Raw genomic sequence first — 16827 nt, forward strand, 5'->3', positions numbered from 1 at the left:
CACGCCAGGAGCCGCGCGGCAATTCCTGTCGTGCGCCCTGTCAGCGCCAGAGGCAGCGCGTGTCCAGGTGGTAGAAGTCCGAGGGCACGAACGGATCCCACGTCTGCCGCACGAAGTAGAGCTGCCCCAGGTCACGGCTCAGCGTGGGGTGGAACTCGTCCTTCTCCGTGTTCACGGCGGGCCCCAGGTTGGCGGCGGGCGTCCAGGTGCCCGCGACGTTGAAGCTCACGTACAGGTCCCCCAGCCCGTAGCCTCCGGGGCGGTTGAGCGAGGCGAACACTAGCACCCGCCCATCCGGGGACACCCAGGGGTTGTACTCCCACGAGTCCGGGGTGTTCACCCCAGGGCCCAGGTTCTCCGGCGCGGTGTAGTGATTGCCCTGTCGCCGGACGCGGTACATGTCGAAGTCCGTGTCGAACGTACCGCTCGCGAAGTAGACCGTCCCGTCGCGCGTCACGCTGGCGTACAGCTCCTCCCTGGGTGAGTTCACGAGCGGCCCCAGGTGCTCGGGCGTTCCCCAGCCATCACGGACGCGGTGCACGACCCAGAGGTCGGTGTCCAGGCGCTCGGCGCCTCCGTTCACGGGGCGGGTGGAGGAGAAGAAGAGGCTCTGCCCATCCGGAGCGAGGAACGGATCCGAGTCCCTGTACGTGCCCGAGAACGACACCACCTCGCCGGGCCCCCAGTGGCCGTCCTTGCGCTGGGTCACGTAGATGGCCTGGTACGGCGGCGTGTCCGAGTCAACGTGGTAGTACGCCGTCTTCCCATCCGCGGACAGCGCGAGCCGGTACTCCGAGCGCTCCTCCAGCGAGATCTCCCCGGGCGCGAAGAGGCTGCCGCCCGGCTCGCACCGGGGCCGCGACCCGAACGCGGGCTCCGGCTCCAGCTCCCGGGCACCCGCGGAACCCGACACCGCGCAGACGGCGAGGAGGACGTTCATCGACCACTGCCTGGCGAAACGACGCATGTGCATCTCCTTTGTTGAAACCACCGTCGCCCGACGGCGGCGAACGGGTCCAAGGAGATGTGACGAACCGTGGAGGGTCAGGGACGAACGGTGGAAGGAGGCCTCACGGCGACAGCTCCAGCGCGCGTTGCACCTGCGCGCGGTAGCTGCGGCCCGACGTCAGCCGGGTGCCATCCCGCAGGACGAACACGAACTCACCGGGGGGAAGCGGCTCCACCTCCTCGATGCGGTCCAACCGCACGATGAACGAGCGGTGCGCGCGCAGGAACAGCCTGGGGTCGAGCTTCTCCTCCAGCGCCGCCATCGTCTCGCGCGTGAAGTGCGACTGCTTCCCCACGTGCACGGCGACGTAGTTCCCCTCCGCCGTCAGGTAGTCGATGTCCTCCACCGGCAGGAAGCGCATGCGCCACCCCACCCGGGCCACGAGCCGCGTCACGTAGCGCGCGGGCGAGGCGGAGGGCTGGGCGGCGAGCGACTGGAGCCGTTCGAGCAGCGCCGCGTCCAGGGAGGACGGCACGGTCCGCCGCCGGTCGCGCGCACGCTCCAGGCTGGCGCGGAAGCGCTCACGGTCGAAGGGCTTGAGCAGATAGTCGAGCGCGTTGGCCTCGAAGGCCTGCACCGCGAAGTCCCGGTGGGCCGTCACGAAGATGACGGCGGGCGCATGTCCGGGGGCGAGCGCCCGGAGGACGCCGAAGCCGTCCGGCCCGGGCATCTCCACGTCCAGCAGCACGAGGTCCGGCCGCTCGGAGCCGATGGCCGCGATGGCCTCGTGGCCGTTGCGGCACTCTCCCACCAGTCGCATGTCGGGGGCCTCCGCCAGCAGGTCCTTCAGTCGCTGACGGGCGAGCGGCTCGTCATCGACGATGAGCACGCGCATGGCGGCGCTCATGGGGAGGGCTCCGTGCGGAAGGGAATGGCGAGCGCCACCGTGGTGCCACCGCCCACCGCGTCGCGGAGCTCCAACCGGTGGGCACCGCCATAAAGCTGCGCCAGGCGCTCGCGGGTGATGCGCAGGCCCCGGCCGCCGCGCACGCCCTGGGAGATGTCCGCCGGGCGCTCCTTGAGGCCGACGCCGTCATCGCGGACCTCCAGGTGGAGCTCTGGCCCTTCACGCCGCGCGACCAGCGTCACCGTCCCCGGCTCCGAGCCCGGCGCGATTCCATGCTGGATGGCGTTCTCCACGAGCGGCTGGAGCACAAGGTGCGGGACGTGGGCCCCGAGCGCGTCCCGCGCGATGTCGTGCTTCACCGTGAGCCGGTCCGCGAAGCGCACCCCCTGGATGTCCAGGTACGGCTGGAGCGCGCGCAGCTCCTCCTGAAGAGACACCTCCTCCGTGCCCGCGGCTTCGAGCGTGCCGCGGAGCAGGTCGCTCAGCCGCGCGATCATCCGCTCGCTCCCGTCCGGGTCGCGATGCACGAGCGCGGAGATGGAGTTCAGCGTGTTGAAGAGGAAGTGGGGGTGCAGCTGCGCCTTGAGCGCGTGCAGCTGCGCGCGGGCCAGCTGGGTGTCCCTCAGGTGGAGCAGGTCCGCGTAATGGACCGCATGCGCCACGCCGAGCACGGTCAGATAGACGAACGGGTTGGAGAGCAGCGCGTGCTCGAGCACGTCCACGAAGGGGGGACGCCGCGCGTACCAGCCGACCCAGGGGTCCAGGGAGAAGATCAGCGCCGCCCGGATGAACGAGACAGCGAGCGCTCCGGCCACGTGGAGCGCGACCCGTGACGTCACCCGCCGCCGCTCCAGTGGGAAGCGCAGCCCGAACTCGAGGATGGCGATGGTGAGGGGCACCCAGAGGAGGTGGGCCGCCATCGACGTGAGCAGCGCATGTCCCCATTCCACCCCACCCACGGAGTGGGATTCGCTCGCGGCCGCCAGGCCGGCCAGCGACCAGTAGGCGGATGCGACTGCCCATGCCTGCCAGGTTCCACGACGTGCCATGACGCCGCACTCTACGCCCGGCTTATGCTTGGAACGCCATGTCGATCCTCTACGCGGTGCCCCCCATCGGCAACTCGACCAACGCCCAGAAGGGCCCGACGTGCTGGTACTACGCGGCCAAGATGGTGGCCCGCTGCCATGAGCCCTGGCCTCCCGCGGGACAGAAGTGGGTCTCCCTCATCCGGAAGATCAGCACCTTCATCGCCTCCAACAACCAGAACCTGAACAACCTGGGTGATCAGGACCTGCTGGTCGCGCACAAGAACTTCATGGGCTCGGCCATGAACAAGGACAAGGTGCAGCTCAACTCCGCCTTGAGCCAGACGGGCTTCAAGGCGCTGGAGCCCACCTACAAGTGGGATCTCCTGCCGGACTCCATGTTCAACCCCATGAACGCGAAGCTGGTGCCAACGCCCAGCTTCATCCGGCCGCAGGACATGCCCTTGCCCTCCGGCATCAAGGGCTCCCTCAGCCAGCTCGAAGGCAGACAGTTCGATGGGCTGGACGAAATCCTCCAGGTCCTGACCGGGCAGCACAGCGAGCAGGACATCCGCTTCTACCGCAGCCAGATTGAAAGCAGCTTCGTCGCCACCAAGAAGCACAGCGCCCAGGAGGTGGAGACATCCCTGCAACAATTCATGGACTGGAGGAAGCAGGGCTTCGCCCGGGGCTACCTGCTGACGATGCTGGGCTTCAAGGGCCTGGACAAGCTGACGACGCTGAAGGCCCTGAGCAGCACCAGCGAGCTTGATGCCTTCATGAAGGTCCATGGCCCGCTCTGGTGTGGTTCCCCGCTCAGCATGGGGGCCATCGACAGCTCCACGAAGCAGAACCTCACGAGTGTGATCGGCATGGTTGCCTACAAATGCCCCCTGGTCCAGACGCTGGGGGCGTCGACCCATGCCATCACCCTCTGCGGTGTCAGCATCAAGAAGGACTGCATCTATTACCGCGACCCCAATTTCAGCGGGCACCTCTTCTACACAGACTTCAACGCGTTCTCGTCGGCATTCGGCGCGGTCCTCAAGGAGCCGAATGTCGGCCTGATGTATTACGTCAAGAACGCCAACGGCGGGACCACCTGTCAGAAGTATGAGAACTGACACGCATCCCCGGAGCCACTCCATCGCCCCCTCTCGCACGAGAAGGACGGTTCTCCTCATGCCATTCGCTTCGCTGTCGCGGCGTCACCTGGCCGTGCTCGCCCGGTGCGCCGGGGTCTGCGGCCTTGCGCTCGGGTCGGCTTGCGCGACCCCTTCGGCTCCGCAGGTGGATGCCCGGGCCATCATCGCGGACGCGAGGAAGATCGCGACGAAGAATGGCGTGGAGGAGCTGCTGGAGATTCCAGTGGGAGGAACGAAGCAGTGGATCTCCGTCCGGGGGCGGGACCGGAACAACCCCCTCCTGCTGATGATCCACGGCGGGCCCGCCTCACCGGAGCTGCCCACGAGCTGGGCCTTCCAAGGGGGCTGGGAGGACTTCTTCACCGTGGTGCAGTGGGACCAGCGTGGCAGCGGCAAGACATACACCGCGAACGACCCCGCGTTGATCGGTCCCACGCTTTCGCTCGAGCGAATCACCGAGGACGCCGCGGAGGTCGTCCAGTACCTGCGCGCCCGTTATGGCCAGGAGAAGGTCTTCGTCCTGGGACACTCATGGGGAAGCCTCGTGGGGCTGGGGCTTGCCCAGAGGCATCCGGAGTGGCTGTTCGCCTACGTGGGGATGGGACAGGTCATCAGCGGCCGGGAGAACGAGCGCGTCGGTTACGCGCTGACGCTCGCCCAGGCGGAGGCCGCGCACCACACGACGGCTGTCCAGGAGCTGAAGGCAATCGCGCCCTATCCGGAGCAGGACGGCTCGCTCCCGCTCGCGAAGCTGGGCGTCGAGCGCAAGTGGTCCAACGCCTTCGGTGGCCTGGTGCATGGCCGCGACGGCATCCTGCACTACCTCAACCTGGCCGAGCTCTCTCCCGACTACGGGCCCCGGGATGTGGAGGCGATCGACCTGGGTTCACAGCTCTCGTTGCCCCACCTGCTGCCGGACCTGGGGCGGTTCGACTACACGCAGGTGACCCGCTTCGAGTGCCCGGTCGTCATCTTCGCGGGGCGGCACGACACCACGACGCCCTCGCAGGTCGCGGCCGAGTGGCTCCAGCGGGTCAGCGCGCCGGGCAAGCAGCTCGTCTGGTTCGAGCACTCCGCGCACATGATGATGGTGGAGGAGCCCGGGCGTGTGCTCCTGCACCTGGTCCAGGACGTGCTGCCGCTGGCGAAGCGCGAGTAACCCAGCCCCCTGGACCGGAGGACGACGGACTTCAAATGCATCACGGCGGATTCTTTTGCTCGCCAGACACGTAGGCAGTGCATCGGGTTCGACACCGTGGCTGCGCAAGGAGGTCATGCCTCATTCGCGCAGCGTGAGCAGGACCGGCGCCAGTGAGTGACCGAAGGGCGTGAACTCGTATTCCACCTTCGGCGGCACCTGTGGGTAGACGCGGCGCACGATGACGCCGCCTTCCTCCAGCTCGTCCGGCTGGAGCGTGAGCATGCGTTGGGTGGCTTCAGGGATACGCCGCGTGACTTCCATGACCAGAAGCAGACCGCCGAGCACGGAGAGCTTCCGATCTACACGCCTGGTGACCATGACGCCGCCCTGAAGGAAGAGCAAGTCGTCTAGCGAGCCGTCCGTGTTCAACACCGCCAGTCGAGCCATACTCGACTGGCGAAGCCCGGCGGCTCACGACTGACGGAGCACCAGCAGCCGCACCTCCGTCATGTCCTCCATGGCGTACTTCACGCCCTCGCGGCCCAGCCCGGAGCCCTTCACGCCACCGTAAGGCATGGTGTCCACCCGGAAGCTGGGCACGTCACCGACGACGACTCCGCCCACCTCCAGCTCATCCCAGGCCCGCATCGCCTGGGACAGGTCCTGGGTGAAGAGCCCCGCCTGGAGGCCGTAACGGCTGTCATTCACCCGGTGCAGGGCCTCGTCGAAGTCTCGGAACGGCTGAAGCAGCACCACCGGACCGAAGGCCTCCTCCGCGCACAGCGCCGCGTCCTCCGGCACGCCCTCCAGCACCGTGGCTTCGAGCAGCGCGCCGCGCCGCCCTCCTCCCGTCAACACCCGGGCCCCCCGCTCCACGGCCTGCTGAATCCAGCCCTCCAGCCGCCGCGCCGCGGGCTCGTCAATCAGCGGCCCCAGCGTGGTGGAGTCATCCCGGGGATTGCCCGCGCGCAGAGCCTTCGCCCTCGTGACGAGCCGCTCCTTCAGCGCGTCGTAGACCGACTCGTGCGCGAGCACGCGCTGCACGGAGATGCAGCTCTGCCCCGCCTGGAAGAAGGCGCCCTGCGCGATGCGGTCCGCGACGAAGTCCAGGCGCCCGGCCTGGTCCGCGTCCACCACGCAGGCCGCGTTGCCGCCCAGCTCCAGCACCACCTTCTTGCGGCCGGCGCGGGCCTTCAAATCCCAGCCCACCTTCTCCGAGCCGGTGAACGACAACAGCTTCAGCCGGTCGTCCTCGATGAAGGGCCCCACGTCCTCCAGGCGCGTGGGCAGCACGGAGAAGGCGCCTTCGGGCAGCGCCGTCTCCGCGAGCACCTCCGCCATGAGCAGCGCGCTCACCGGCGTGCGGTCCGACGGCTTGAGGACGAAGGGGCATCCCGCGGCGATGGCGGGCGCCACCTTGTGCGCCACCAGGTTGAGCGGGAAGTTGAACGGGGTGATGAACGAGCACGGCCCCACCGGCACACGTTGGGTGAAACCCCGGTAGCCCGCCGCGCGCTGAGACACCTCCAGGTTGAGGACCTCGCCGCCGCCGCGCACCGCCTCCTCCGCCGCCGCCTTGAAGGTCTCGATGAGCCGGACGACTTCCGCTCGCGCGTCGCGCAGCGGCTTGCCCGCCTCGATGCAGAGGGCGAGCGCGAACTCCTCCGCCCGCTCCTGGAAGCGGCGCACGCAGTGCTCCAGCACCTGCTGCCGGGCATAGGGCGCCAGCTTGCGCATGGGCCCCGCCGCTCGCACCGCCGCGGCGATGGCCTCCTCCACGGCGGCGGCGTCCGCCACGGCCACTCGCGTGACGACCTCCCCGGTGTACTTGTCGGTGACGGGCAGCTCCGCGTTGGGCTGCATGGGCCGGTTGGCCAGATAGTACGGATAGCGCTCAGCCAGCATGGGGGTTCTCTCTTTCATGTGTCTGTCCATGGCTCACGCCTCCACCAGGGGACCGGCACCGAGCGCCCGCGCGGTGTCCGTGTAATCAATGGGCAGGTCGATGACGTGCACGCCGCCCGACTCCAGGCAGCGCGTGAGCGTGGCACCGAACTCGGTGGCGCTCGCCGGACGGTGGCCCCGTGCGCCGTAGGCCTCCGCGTAGCGGACGAAGTCTGGATTGCCCAACGTCATCCCGTAGTCGGGAAGGCCCATCTCCTCCTGCTTCCAGCGGATCATCCCGTAGGCGTCGTCGCGCACGACGATCACGGTCAGGTCCAGCTTCAGGCGCACCGCCGTCTCCAGCTCCTGCGAGTTCATCATGAACCCACCGTCACCGCAGACGGCCACCACCTTGCGGCGCGGGTGCACGAGCTTCGCGGCGATGGCGGACGGCAGGCCCGCGCCCATCGTCGCGAGCGCGTTGTCGAGCAGCAGCGTGTTGGGCCGGCGGCAGCGGTAGTAGCGGGCGAACCACAGCTTGTACATGCCGTTGTCCAGACACACGACGCCGTCATCCGGCATGGCGCGGCGCACCTCCGCGACCAGCCGCGCGGGGTAGATGGGGAAGCGGTCATCCGCGGCGCCACTGATGAACTGCGCGTCGAGCCCCGCTCTCGACTTCTCGAAGGGCGTGAAGTCCCAGTGCGAGCGCGGGCCCACGCCCTCCGCGATGCGCCACACGGCGTTCGCCAGGTCTCCCGTCACCTGCACCTGCGGGAAGTACACGGGGTCGACCTCCGCCGAGGAGAAGTTCAGGTGGATGACCGTGCGGCGGCCGTCGCGCATCACGAACGGAGGCTTCTCGATGACGTCATGGCCCACGTTGAGGATGCAGTCCGAGGCCTCGATGGCGCGGTGGACGAAGTCGCCGTCGGACAGCGCGGCGGTGCCCATCCACAAGGGATGCGTCTCATCCACCACGCCCTTGCCCATCTGCGTGCTGAAGAAGGGCAGCCCCACCCGGTCCACGAAGGCGCGGAGCATCTCCGACGTCAGCTTGCGGTTGGCCCCCGCGCCAATCATCAGCAGCGGACGGCGGGCCGAAGCGAGCGCGTCCACCGCCTGGGCGATGGAGGCCTCATCCGCCACCGGCCTTCGCGCCACCCCCGGCGACAGGGGCTGCGCTTCGGTGGACTCGCGCGCCACGTCCTCGGGCAACTCCAGGTGGGTGGCGCCGGGGCGCTCCTCCTCCGCGCGGCGGAAGGCCTCACGCACCGCCGAGGGCACGTGCTCCGCGGACACGAGCGTGCGGGTCGACTTGGTGAGCGGCCGCATCATCCCGACGACGTCGACAATCTGGAAGTGGCCCTGCTTGCTCAACTTGATGGGCTTCTGGCCGGTGAGCATCACCATGGGCATGGCGCCGAGCTGCGCGTACGCGGCCGCGGTGACGAGGTTGGTGGCCCCCGGCCCCAGCGTCGCCAGACACACGCCCGCGCGTCCGGTGAGCCGTCCCTGCGTAGCGGCCATGAACCCGGCCGCCTGCTCGTGCCGGGTGACGACCAGGCGCATGCCTGCGGTGCGCATGGACTCCAGCAGGTCCAGGTTCTCCTCGCCGGGGAGTCCGTAGACACAGCGCACGCCCTCCGCTTCGAGCGCCTTCACGAACAGATCCGATGCCTTCATGGGGTGCCTCTCCTTCGGTGACGAGGAAGATGTACCCGGGGGCCTCGATTCGTACATTCGTCTGTTTTCATCAGGCCGATAGATGCTGTCTATGATGGCCCCATGGAGCTCCGACACCTCCGCTACTTCTCCGCCGTCGCGGACGCGCTGCACTTCGGGCGCGCCGCGCGGCGGTTGCACGTCTCCCAGCCCACGCTGTCGCACCAGATCCACCAGCTGGAGGAGGAGGTCGGCACCCCGCTCTTCGAGAGGGCTCGCACCGGGGTGCGGCTCACGCAGGCCGGGGAGCTGTTCCGCACCTATGCCTCCCGCGCGCTGGAGGACGTGAACGCGGGCCTGTCCGCGGTGGGCGCGCTGCGAGGGCTCGCGACGGGGGCGCTGCGCGTGGGCTATCCCCCGAGCATGCGCGGCCTCGTGGTGCCGGCGCTGGCGGCGGTGCTGCGCAGACATCCCGGGCTGGCGCTGAGCGCGCAGGAGGCCGTGGTCCGGAAGCTGGAGCGGCAGCTGGCGGATGGAAGGCTGGACGTGGGCCTGGGCTATGCCCCCGCGCGGCTGGCGGACCTGGACGCGGAGCCCGTCTTCGACAGCCGGCTCGCGCTCGTCGTCGCACGGGGACATGCCCTGGCGGGCGCGGAGTCCGTGGGGATGAAGCTGCTCGCGGAGGAGCCCTTCGCGCTCCTGTCACGCGGCCTGCGTGTGCGCGCCCGCGTGGACGCGCACTTCGCGGCGATGCGGTTCGCGCCTCGCATCGCGCTCGAATCGAACGCGGTGGCCACCGTGCTGGCCATCGTCCGCGCGGGCCTGGCCGTTACGGTGCTCCCGGAGCCACGGCTCGCGGACGCGGAGCGGCTGGTGGTGAAGCGGCTGTCCCCCGCGCCCCGCTCGGAGCTGGCGGCGCTCCTCTGGCGCAAGGGGGCGCCTCGCACACCCGCGGCGGAGCTGTTCGCGGCGGAGGTCCGCGCGCGGGCAAAGGAAGACGTGGGTTAGGCGAAGGCTTCAGCCCCAGGGCCGCAGCCAGAGCAGCCATCCCGCGAGGCCCAGTTGCACGACGAGGGTCAGCGTCGCGCCGACCGCCTGGATGGGATTCGTGCGGAGCATTCCAAAGGCATGCGCCAGGCGCGCGACGAGCAGCGCACCGCCGAAGACATGGAGCGCCGTCGAGTTCCCACCGCTCAGCTCCGCCAGCAGCAGCAGGATGAGCGCCAGGGGGACCTGCTCGACGTTGTTGCCGTGCGCGCGAATGGCGGAGCCGAGGCCGGCATGGCCGCCGTCGCCCCGGAACACCTTGAGCTTCGTGCGGACCATGCTGACGTTGATGGAGAGCGCGAGCGTGAGGAACGCGTTGAGCGCGGCGTAGAGCGAGGTGACCGGAACAAGGGAGAGCGTGCCGAGCAGGGGGTTCGTCAAAGCGAGAGCCTCCAACCACGAGAAGGCTGGGACGCTAGCCGTTTCATGACGCCCGTGGGATGTGACGACATCCGCGTTGACGCCGCGAGGGTTGCCTGTGACCCTGCGTGCCGTGTCCTTGAACCCTCCGGCGGAAGCGTTCTTCACGGCATCAGGCGTCCGGCTCCGGCGGCGGGGTTCGCGGCCAGGCGCCTTCAACTGGCTGATGCTCCCGGGAGGGCCGGGGATTGGCTCCGAGAGTCTGTTCGGTCTGGCGGACGTGGTGGACGTCCCCGGGACGTGCTGGATGGTGGACCTGCCGGGAGACGGCTCCAATGTCTCTCCTCCGGGTGCACCCGGGAATCCCTATGACATCTGGCCAGGGGTGCTCATCGAAGCCGCCCGGGCACTTCCGAACTGCGTCTATCTGGGTCACTCCACGGGAGGCATGTATCTGCTGTCCGTGCCGGAGCTGGAATCACTCCTCGTGGGCCTGGTGCTCGTGAGCACGGCACCGGACTCGAGCTGGCGTGCGCCGTTCTTCGAGATGACCCAGCGTCATCCCCTGCCCGAGGTCGACGCCGCGACCCGGCGTTATGAAGCCGAGCGCACGGATGAACGGCTCCGCGACATCGCGGTGGCGTCCGCGGAGTGGAACTTCACGACAGGGAGCGTGACGGCAGGGCGCGAGCTGTTGCGGCGGATGCCCTACAACCGCGCGGCGGTGGACTGGTCCGACCGGAACTTCGACGAGACGTATGTCCACGCCTGGTGGCCGCGCGCCCTGCCCACGCTCATCCTCAGCGGCGCCGAGGACCGCATCGTCCAGCAGACGCCCTGGTCGCAGCCCGCCTTCCAGGGGCCGCACATCCTGCACCGGCGGGTGGAGGGCGCCGCGCACTTCCCCTGGATTGAACGCCCGGACGCCGTGGCCGCTGCCCTGCGCGAGCTGGCCGCCCGGATGACGCCGCGGCCCTGAGTCCGCGAGCCTTGCACCGGCGTACGTCCTCACCGAGCATCGGCCCGTGTCTCCCCTCCCCTCTTCGTCGGCCGGCGTCCTGGCGGACCGCATCGTGCGCACGCGCGCACAGGAAGCCGCGCTCGTCCTGGGCGCGGCGCTGTTCACCGCGCTGCTCGCCCAGGTCGCCATCTCCGTGCCGGCGTCACCGGTGCCCATCACGGGCCAGACGCTCGCGGTCGTCCTCACGGCGGCGGCGCTCGGGGCTGGACGGGGCCTGACGGCACAGGCCACCTATCTCCTGCTGGGCGCGGTGGGACTGCCCTTCTTCGCGAAGGGCGCCAGCGGCTGGGTCGCGCTCACCGGGCCCACCGGTGGCTTCCTGGTCGGCTTCCTCCCCGCCGCGGTCCTCGTGGGACTCGCCGCGCGCCACGGATACGACCGGCGGTGGTGGACGGCGGTTCCGCTCTTCCTCGCGGGCCAGCTCCTGGTCCTGCTCATCGGCGTGTGCTGGCTCCAGATGAAGGCCGGGCTCGACTTCGCCACGGCCTTCCAGAAGGGCTTTGCTCCCTTCATTCCCGGGGGACTGCTCAAGGCCGTCATCGCCGGCATGCTGATGCCCCTCCTCTGGAGACGAGGCCTGGGGCTCACATCAAGAGCGTGACCACACAGCGGCGACGAACCTCCCCGTGCTTCGAGAACCCGGCCAGATGGCGTAGCAGCTGCTGACGACGCTCCGGCTCCCAGTGCTGGCTTTGGGTGAGCAGCGCCTCCAGCCACGGACCTGGCGGCAGCTCAGGGAGCTCCGGAATCTCCGCAGGGCTGCGCGCGGCCTTCCAGGCCTCCTCCCAGAAGCGCGCGGCGGGTACATAACCTCCCTGGCTCGCGCGAATCAGCAGCGGCCGCAACAACTCTGGGCGAAGTTCGCGCTGGCGGAGCGATTCGATATCGAGCCGCCTCAGCGCATCCACGAGGCCAAGGCCGCAGTCCACGGGCTCCAACGAGTCGATCCTGGCCAGCACCCGAGCGCTCCCATGCGCTCGAATGAGCGCACTCCAGAAGGCACGCGTCGTGTCCTTCCACATCGAACGAAGGATTTCAGGCGCAAGCGCCTCCTCCAGAACCCCGCTCGCATGTCCAGGGTGGGATTGGCTGAGGTCTGCCAGTGCCTGGCCTAGCACCAACGCGAGATCGCCACTCTGAGCAACGGGGATGGCCTTGAACTGACGAAACAGAATGGACAGCGGGGCTGCTACATCCACGCCATGCGCCGCCGCGCAGGCATGCACGATGGCCTGCACCTCCAACCTCGGCCACGAGCGATCCCAGGGTTCTCCCTGAAGCAGCACCTTCGAGGGGAAGAGGGAGGGAGGTGGCCAACCCTGGCTCTCGAAGAGAGCCGTCATCCGTGGCCACTGACCTTCTGTAATCCACAAGGTGTTGATCCGTTGCTCGAAGCAGCTCAAAAGCCTCCGGGCTTCAGCGCGTTCATGCTCGGGCACGAAGGATGAGTCGCCCTTGCTCATCGACTGCAGGCGGGGATTCAACAGTTGCGATGCGACCCCCAGCCAGATCTCGGACTCGTCCACAGGGAGGGGACTGCCCTCCAGGAAGAACATGTCCCCTGGGAAGCCATCCCGCTCGATGTGGGTATAGAAGGCCTCGCGGCCCTCAGGGCGGTGAATCACCCGTGGCCAGAGCACCATGCTGAGCGGCATGGAGATGTTCGTTTCGAGCTTGCCCATCACGGGATCAAAGTGACCTGGGCTGGAAGCGGGGGACAGACATGCCGCAGCCATGACGGAGAGAGCACTGGCGTCGCCCTCATCCAGGATCCAGTCGAGTGCCTCCTGCGCCTGTTGAAACGCGAGTTGCCAGGGCCCGGTGCTGAGTGCCTGGATGTTGTGGGTCCACACCCCCACGGGCCCGTCACGGTAGGCCGCCGGCGCCTGACTCCGCAGCAGCGCCTTCTGGATGCACCACCCGGCGATGTCCTCCTGGGGAGCTCCTGCATCCAGCAGGGTGCGCCACGCCAATGCGGGCTCCGCCGTCCATCTGGCGATGACCTGCCCCCATCCGGAGGCACCCAAATCGAGCAACCGCAGGACTGCCACCTGTGTCGTGTACCGCTCCCCCACCCTGTCGACCGCGTAGCCCTGGGAAACACACTCCTCACGTAGCGCGGCGAGAGCCTTGGATTTCAAATCGCGGTCGCTCAGGAACTTCAGGCACTCATCCAGCAGAAGTTGCCGAAGCGCATCCGAGGCGTCATCCATGCCAGAGAAGTAGCTGACCGCTTTCACCCACCCCTGGACAGCGTCCTCGGGGTGGGAGTCCGCCAACCGCAACCATGCCAGGTGCCAATCGTTGATCAGCCCGGCGTGGTTGAGCAGATAGCCAGCGGGATGGGCGTCTCCAGGAATCGCCAGCGCGCGCCAGGTCTCGGGCTGGTTCGCAATCTTCAAAGCGCGAATGCCGTGACTCCGCATCCAGGCCTCCAAGAAGGGCTCCTGGACCAGGGCTTCCATCCGACTCCGCACCGAGAACACCTGCTTGAAGAAGACAGGATTCAGCAGCCCTCCGCCCCATGCGAGAGAGGGTGCGCACAGTGCTGACAGAGCGCGTGACTCCTCGGTGGAGAGCCTTGCTGAAAGCCCCAGCGAGGACAGCATCTCCGCCAGGGGACTCGGGGCGGAAGCCCCAGGCTCGCCGCCGTGGCTGCCAAGGCTCGCCCCCAACACCCAGGAAGCATCCGCGAGGTCCAGCACGCACTCGCGCCAGAGTTCGACGGGCAGGAACCAGGGCGAGTCCGGATCGTGCTCGATGCGACGCGTCCCCCCCTGCATCCATGCAGGGAATGACTCAGACGGATTGCGCTCCACCCAGCGGGGAGCGAAGGCCACCAACGCGGAGACACAAAGCGAGAAGGCCGTTGCCACCTCCTGTGAGGCCACTGTTCCAGGGCGCACCGCGGCGAAAGCGGCGCAAGTCACCACCACCCGCTCGAGCAGCCAGAGGGGGTCCCGCTCGGCCAGAAGGAGTGCTGTCCATGAGGCCAGCTCGTCGCCAGAGGAGACCGCCATCCAGGCCGCCTCTCTCCAGGAGCGATCCCTTCCCACGTCTCCTCGAAAAGGACTGGCCTGGACACCGGAACGCGCAAGATGGCGCCCCACCAGGAGCGCGGGGAAGCAGGTGTCCTTGAATCGAAGTCCTTGCCCTTCCGCCTGACAGAGCCAACCTGCCTCCAGACACAGGGAAGGATACCGGTTGATGAGCGGAAGCAGGTGGCGGAGCCGTTCCACATCCTCGGGCGACAGGCCCTTGCCACCACCGCGCAAGAGGAGGTCCTTGGCCTCTGCCTCCATGTAGTCCGAAAGGAGAGGGAGCGTTCCCGAAGCGCGCCGGTCCGCCGTCAGCAAGTCCAGCGCCTGCCGGGTCAAGAACGTCTTGGCTTCCAGCTTGAGGGAGTCAATCGTTGCATCGTAATGCTGTGCACGTCCCTGCCGGAGCCGCTGGAGTCCCACCTCAAGGGCGCGGGTCACCCAGGCGTCGCCCCCCTGATGACGATGGGCGGGCCGGAGCCCAGCGGCCATTTCGTGGGCAACTGGCGCCGTATACCCGCTTTCGACTTCTAGAGGAGGAACGGCGAGTTGCTCCTCCAAGGCGGGCAGATAACCGCTCAGGATGCGGCGGACGACCCGGATGGCCTTTCGCAGATCAGCATGATGCGCGGCCGCGGCTTCGTGCTGAACGAGGTTGCGCAGTTGGCGGGCTGTCTGGAGTTCGCGTCTGCTCTCCCGATCGAGGCTCGGATGGGCCTTCTGAGCGAGCTTCTTGAGCATCCTCTCGAATGTCTGTGTGGTCGCCTTCCGCAGTTCCTCCTCGCTCACCTTCTCCGAGTAGTACTGTTCCAGGCAGTGCTTGACTGCCCATTCCAGGGCGCCCACCACGTCCACGAACGCCGTACGGCTCTCCACTTCGCACTTCAAGCGATCCACGGCCTGGACGGCCCACGCGCGCTCGAAAGCAGCACACCCCTGATTGAACCGCTGGATGGCTTCCTGGAGATTTGGAGTTTTTTCCATGGGGACTCGTGGAGCCGGAGCATAGCCCCACGCGTCTCCTTCCGTGATGTGGCGGCCCGGCCCCCGCTCCAGCCCCTCCAGTTCAAGGACAGTTCAACGTCGCCGGGGACGGGAGGTTGTTCGGGTTCTGGGGGAGCGGCTGGGGATCCGCCGGGATGGCCCAGGAGAAGTCCGTGGTCGTGAAGCCCGTGAACCAGGGGTACGTGGCGAAGTCGATGGGCGCCTTGTAGTCACAGGGATACGAGGGCGTCTGGAGCACCCACGTCGCGGGCGGGCTGCTGGCGGTGTTCGCGAAGGCGCTGGCCACGGCCGCGGTGCCATGGCACGTCATGCAGTTGCTCTGGACGCCCTTGGGGATGTTCGGCGAGGTCTCCAGGTAGGGATTGAAGCAGACGGTCATCTTGCCGCTGCCCTGGCCCTGGGTCTGGTTGTAGGCCGTGCACATCGCATAGTTGCGCCCCGCCCCCGTGACCTTGTCCGTCATCCCCTTCTTGCTTCCGGGAAAGTCATCCGGCGTGTCACCGCCGGGCTGCCACCAGAAGGTCTGCCACGTCCAGTTGACGAGCTCCTTGGTGTTGACGTGCATCGCCGAGAGGACGGCGTAGTCGCCCGCTTCCGCCTGGAGCCCTTCGATGTTGGTGCTGTTGAAGGCCTGGGCCTCGTCCGCGGTCATCTGGAAGGAGTAGATGGCGGAGAGCGGCGTGTGCAGGTAGTGCTCGCAGCTGAGGATCGCGGCACCGGGATGGGCGTTTTTCACCTGCTCGGGGGTGGCCTCCGTGATGGGGGCATCCGCCGGCGCCGTGGGGTCCACGATGGCGCACGTCCGCCACAGCGACGGCGTGGGATGGCACTGGTCCGCCTCTTGTCCCTCCGGCGTGCACGTGGTCCCGGAGTTGACGCTGCCCGCGAAGCCCCTCCACACGGGCACCGGCGTGGGCTTGTGCTTCTTCACCAGGTACAGCACGGGCTTGAGCTCCATGGCCGCCGAGCCGCGGTTCCCCGCGGAGGGCGCGGTGTACGGCGCCTGCCGCACGGTCCGCTGCGCGGTGGGGGTGTTCGCCGGCCATTGGCTGTTGAGGTCCGCCAGGCTGGTGAAGCGGTTGTAGAAGTACGACGGTCCTCCCGGCGCGGCCGGATGGCCCTGCGTCAGGTACGCGGCCATCTCCGGATTGAACTTGTTGAAGGAGACGAGCTGGTCGGTCGGCGTGACGACCGGCCCCGAGCCCGCGGGGTGGTGGAACTGGCGGGGCCCGTGGAAGCCATGGGTGGCCTTGCGCCGTGACACGTCTGGCGTTGGCTCCCCCGGGGCCGGGAAGAGCTCCTCGCCGTTCCAGGTGTCCCACACGGGCATGGGGAGCCCGGTTCCCGGATAGGTCTGTCCGGAATCGGCGTGCAGCCCCGCCCAGAGGTTCCAGGCCTTGGGGGTGATGCGGGCGGTGTTCCATGTGTCCGCCCAGTGCTGGATTTCCTCCCGGTCGCCTGGAAAGTCATACCCCGGGGGAATGGGTGTGGGCGTAACCCACGATTCGCGAGGCTTGCACGCGAGCAGGGTGCAAAGGCTGGTCAGCAGGAGCAATGGAATGAGGTGGCGCATTGACCTGCGAACGCACGCACCTGGAATGTCTTTGCGCTCGAGCCGCCAACACGGCGAGGCCCAT

14 protein-coding genes are annotated in these 16827 nt (G+C 68.2%); 5 read left to right on the top strand and 9 right to left on the bottom strand.

Annotation, left to right across the window (positions count from 1 at the left end; translation table 11 throughout):
- Positions 1 to 40 precede the first annotated feature (40 nt).
- From JYJ93_RS31435 to JYJ93_RS31445, 3 genes are all read right to left on the bottom strand, one after another.
- Positions 41 to 967 carry a PD40 domain-containing protein gene (locus JYJ93_RS31435; protein ID WP_206798241.1) on the bottom strand — a complete coding sequence of 309 codons (927 nt, stop codon included), beginning with the start codon at positions 965 to 967 and terminating at the stop codon, positions 41 to 43.
- Between the two features lie 103 nt (positions 968 to 1070).
- On the bottom strand, positions 1071 to 1856 hold the full coding sequence (locus JYJ93_RS31440) for a LytTR family DNA-binding domain-containing protein (protein ID WP_206798242.1): 786 nt from the start codon (positions 1854 to 1856) through the stop codon (positions 1071 to 1073).
- On the bottom strand, positions 1853 to 2905 hold the full coding sequence (locus JYJ93_RS31445) for a histidine kinase (protein ID WP_206798243.1): 1053 nt from the start codon (positions 2903 to 2905) through the stop codon (positions 1853 to 1855). Before JYJ93_RS31445 ends, JYJ93_RS31440 begins: the two co-directional genes overlap by 4 nt.
- A gap of 38 nt (positions 2906 to 2943) precedes the next feature.
- Between JYJ93_RS31445 and JYJ93_RS31450 the strand changes: the two genes are divergently transcribed.
- A complete protein-coding gene (locus JYJ93_RS31450; RefSeq protein WP_206798244.1) occupies positions 2944 to 4008 on the top strand; it encodes a hypothetical protein in 1065 nt (354 codons plus the stop codon).
- A gap of 58 nt (positions 4009 to 4066) precedes the next feature.
- A complete protein-coding gene (locus JYJ93_RS31455; protein ID WP_206798245.1) occupies positions 4067 to 5188 on the top strand; it encodes an alpha/beta fold hydrolase in 1122 nt (373 codons plus the stop codon).
- A 120-nt stretch (positions 5189 to 5308) separates the two neighbouring features.
- Here the strand turns inward: JYJ93_RS31455 and JYJ93_RS31460 are convergent, their stop codons facing one another.
- From JYJ93_RS31460 to JYJ93_RS31470, 3 genes are read right to left on the bottom strand one after another with little or no spacing between them, the layout of a single operon-like run.
- Positions 5309 to 5617, bottom strand: a complete 309-nt coding sequence (locus tag JYJ93_RS31460; protein ID WP_242543994.1) for a winged helix-turn-helix transcriptional regulator — start codon at positions 5615 to 5617, stop codon at positions 5309 to 5311.
- A gap of 24 nt (positions 5618 to 5641) precedes the next feature.
- The gene (locus tag JYJ93_RS31465) at positions 5642 to 7075 is read right to left on the bottom strand and encodes an aldehyde dehydrogenase family protein (protein WP_206798246.1); all 1434 of its coding nucleotides are present in this window, start codon (positions 7073 to 7075) and stop codon (positions 5642 to 5644) included.
- Between the two features lie 33 nt (positions 7076 to 7108).
- Positions 7109 to 8740, bottom strand: coding sequence for an acetolactate synthase large subunit (locus tag JYJ93_RS31470; protein WP_206798247.1), 1632 nt, complete (start codon positions 8738 to 8740; stop codon positions 7109 to 7111).
- A gap of 102 nt (positions 8741 to 8842) precedes the next feature.
- On the opposite strand from JYJ93_RS31470, the gene JYJ93_RS31475 reads away from it, so the two are divergent.
- Complete coding sequence (locus tag JYJ93_RS31475) at positions 8843 to 9727, top strand: LysR substrate-binding domain-containing protein (protein WP_206798248.1); 885 nt, start codon at positions 8843 to 8845, stop codon at positions 9725 to 9727.
- Between the two features lie 9 nt (positions 9728 to 9736).
- On the opposite strand, the gene JYJ93_RS31480 is transcribed toward JYJ93_RS31475, so the two are convergent.
- Entirely contained in the window at positions 9737 to 10147 is a 411-nt protein-coding gene (locus tag JYJ93_RS31480) for an MAPEG family protein (protein ID WP_206798249.1), read from the bottom strand.
- 205 nt (positions 10148 to 10352) lie between these two features.
- On the opposite strand from JYJ93_RS31480, the gene JYJ93_RS31485 reads away from it, so the two are divergent.
- Positions 10353 to 11105: an alpha/beta hydrolase gene (locus JYJ93_RS31485; protein ID WP_206798250.1), complete on the top strand. Its 753-nt coding sequence runs from the start codon at positions 10353 to 10355 to the stop codon at positions 11103 to 11105.
- Positions 11106 to 11151: 46 nt separating this feature from the next.
- Positions 11152 to 11748, top strand: a complete 597-nt coding sequence (locus tag JYJ93_RS31490) for a biotin transporter BioY (protein ID WP_206798251.1) — start codon at positions 11152 to 11154, stop codon at positions 11746 to 11748.
- On the opposite strand, the gene JYJ93_RS31495 is transcribed toward JYJ93_RS31490, so the two are convergent.
- Positions 11732 to 15169 carry a hypothetical protein gene (locus tag JYJ93_RS31495; protein WP_206798252.1) on the bottom strand — a complete coding sequence of 1146 codons (3438 nt, stop codon included), beginning with the start codon at positions 15167 to 15169 and terminating at the stop codon, positions 11732 to 11734. The two genes, JYJ93_RS31490 and JYJ93_RS31495, sit on opposite strands and share 17 nt — an antisense overlap.
- 82 nt (positions 15170 to 15251) lie before the next feature.
- Positions 15252 to 16520, bottom strand: coding sequence for a hypothetical protein (locus JYJ93_RS31500; protein ID WP_206798253.1), 1269 nt, complete (start codon positions 16518 to 16520; stop codon positions 15252 to 15254).
- Between the last annotated feature and the right edge of the window lie 307 nt (positions 16521 to 16827).

The sequence above is a fragment of the Corallococcus sp. NCSPR001 genome, from assembly GCF_017309135.1.
Classification (GTDB): domain Bacteria; phylum Myxococcota; class Myxococcia; order Myxococcales; family Myxococcaceae; genus Corallococcus.